The sequence below is a fragment of the Metabacillus niabensis genome (assembly GCF_902829255.1).
In the GTDB taxonomy this organism is placed as follows: Bacteria; Bacillota; Bacilli; order Bacillales; family Bacillaceae; genus Metabacillus; species Metabacillus niabensis.
In genome coordinates this window covers 1-2,193 of the sequence record NZ_CADEPK010000385.1, presented here as the reverse complement: position 1 = coordinate 2,193, position 2,193 = coordinate 1, and the positions used below count along the sequence as shown (strand labels likewise).

Genomic DNA, 2,193 nt, shown 5'->3' with positions numbered 1-2,193 from the left:
ACTCAATATAACCTGAGTTTTATGAATTTGTTTCCCTGAAATAAATTCGACACACAAAATTTACAAACACTTATTTCAACACCTTTTCCTAATGGATTGAATTCCAATAAAAAAGAACACTTGAAAAAGTGTCCTTTATTTTCTTACTTCACTCACTAATCCATTTAATGGATTGTAAATTCTCGCTATATCTCCATCATTTTCCCACATATAAGATTTTGTCCATAATAATTGAGAAGGTGGATTATCTATTGCTCCCCTTCCAGAAACAACTGTAACTGACGAACCTTTCTTTAAGACATAATTATTTGGGAAGGTGAAAGTTTGTCCACCATCTGCGCTATACAATCTCCAACCAGTTAAATTTAAATCCCTAGAATCAACATTTTTGATTACCACTTTGTCTTTCTCTAAATCTAAACTTGTAATCTGTAATTTCCCAATAGGATCAGGGTAACTAGATTGATAAGCAGATACTAATGTATTGCTAATTGCATTAGTACCACCTAAAACAAATACACTATTAACTCCCAACTTATTAACTAAGCTTCTTACATTTGGTAAGTAATTAGTGTTATGTGATAAAACAATTGCTGCATTTTTACGATGTGCTAAACCTGAAGCAGCTACAGAATCAGGATAATCTTCTTTTCCAGTACTTACTGATGTCCCACGTACTAATATTGCATTATTTGGTTTAAAATTTGCTAATGCTAAACGATTTGTGTCATAACGGTCTTTTCCAGCATATCTTTTTATTGAAATTCCTTTAGCTCTTAGAGTATCTTCAACTTTTTTACTAACTACACCTGTTCCACCATAAATATGTACACTTTTAATGTTTGAAGGTAAATTTACAGGAATAGTATCTTTTGTTACTAAATAGATAGGAACTCCATTTATTGCAGAGTCAGTTGATGCTGATAATGCATCAGCTACGGATGTGCCGCTTGCCACAATTGCTCGTGTATTGGAATCTGAACCTGCTTCCTTGTTAATATTAAATGCAGTTTGATACCTTTGACTTCCTGATATTCTTTCAACTTCTAAACCCTTTGACTTAAGAGTATTAATAACTGTATTGCTTATTGCTTGTTCTCCACCCAGAACATATACTTTTTTTGTGTTCAGTCTTCTTATTTCATCTAAAACTTTATTTGAAATACTATTTGGATAGGTTAATAGTATCGGAGCATCTTTAGCACCAGATAAACTTGCCGCACTTAGTGCATCTGCAGGATTATCCGCTCGTGCTAAAATTACTATTCTTTCTCCGTCAAGTCCACTAGGCCATCCTCTTTTCGATATTTCAATTGCAGTTGATAGACGATCAGCTCCTGATACTCTTGTATAACTTCCAGTTGCATCGGTATGCTGTACAGAAGAAAATAATAATGTACCTGTTAATACTGCAAAAGCTCCAATCTTAAATAACTTCTTCAACTTATTTCCTCCTTAGTTAAATATATCCTTATTGATTATATCAGATCGGAAAATAGAAACAATATTTTATAGATAAGGTATATTATATTTTTATTAAAATTCTCATTCAATTTGACCATTTTCACATTAATGTGATTGGAAAGATAAAAATATACATAAGTTTTCCGGACAGTTATTTCAATTATATTTTAATATGAACCAATCTTCTTTGGTTCGTATCTTGTCACCTATTTTAAATTATTTTGGTCATATAATTTACTTCGTTATCAAGTGATTAATAAATATACTCTAAAAAACATCTCAATAAAAAAACCACCTTTTCTGCTGAAATATTCCAACAGAAAAGGTGGTCATGGTTGTGCTATAAGAAAGATTAAGCAATTTATATCGAAAAAGCAAATGAAAGTTTGACCTATTTCTAATTTTTAAGATTGTACTTTCATTAAATAAACTGCCTTAAACCTTGTTATATCAACGTTTGTTATTTTATTTGACCCTGCATAGCTTTCATCATTTGATTGATTTTCTTTTGCGAAGGCTTCATACCCATTTGCATCATCATCATTTTTAGCATTTGTTCATTAATTGGTGGATTTTTCTTTAGGTAATTCATCATATATTTACGCGCAATGAAAAATCCTAGTGCAACGCCGGCAAGTAACGCAATAACGGCTACTAGAATCCCAACCCAAACTTCCATAATACTTCCTCCTTCGTGTTGTCTACTTTACAGTGTACTAAATATTACGG

The 2,193-nt window shown here is 31.8% G+C and carries 2 protein-coding genes; both read right to left on the bottom strand.

Going from position 1 to position 2,193, the window contains the following annotated elements:
- Nucleotides 1–135 precede the first annotated feature (135 nt).
- Nucleotides 136–1,443 (bottom strand): cell wall-binding repeat-containing protein, encoded by a 1,308-nt coding sequence (locus tag HU235_RS22200; RefSeq protein ID WP_095301798.1) that lies wholly within the window; start codon nt 1,441–1,443, stop codon nt 136–138.
- 481 nt (nt 1,444–1,924) lie between these two features.
- Nucleotides 1,925–2,143: a YneF family protein gene (locus tag HU235_RS22195; RefSeq protein ID WP_095301797.1), complete on the bottom strand. Its 219-nt coding sequence runs from the start codon at nt 2,141–2,143 to the stop codon at nt 1,925–1,927.
- Nucleotides 2,144–2,193 lie beyond the last annotated feature (50 nt).

Coding starts and splice junctions, on each gene's coding strand:
- HU235_RS22195 (WP_095301797.1), bottom strand. CDS start 2,143: ATGGAAGTTTGGGTTGGGATTCTAGTAGCCGTTATTGCGTTACTTGCC.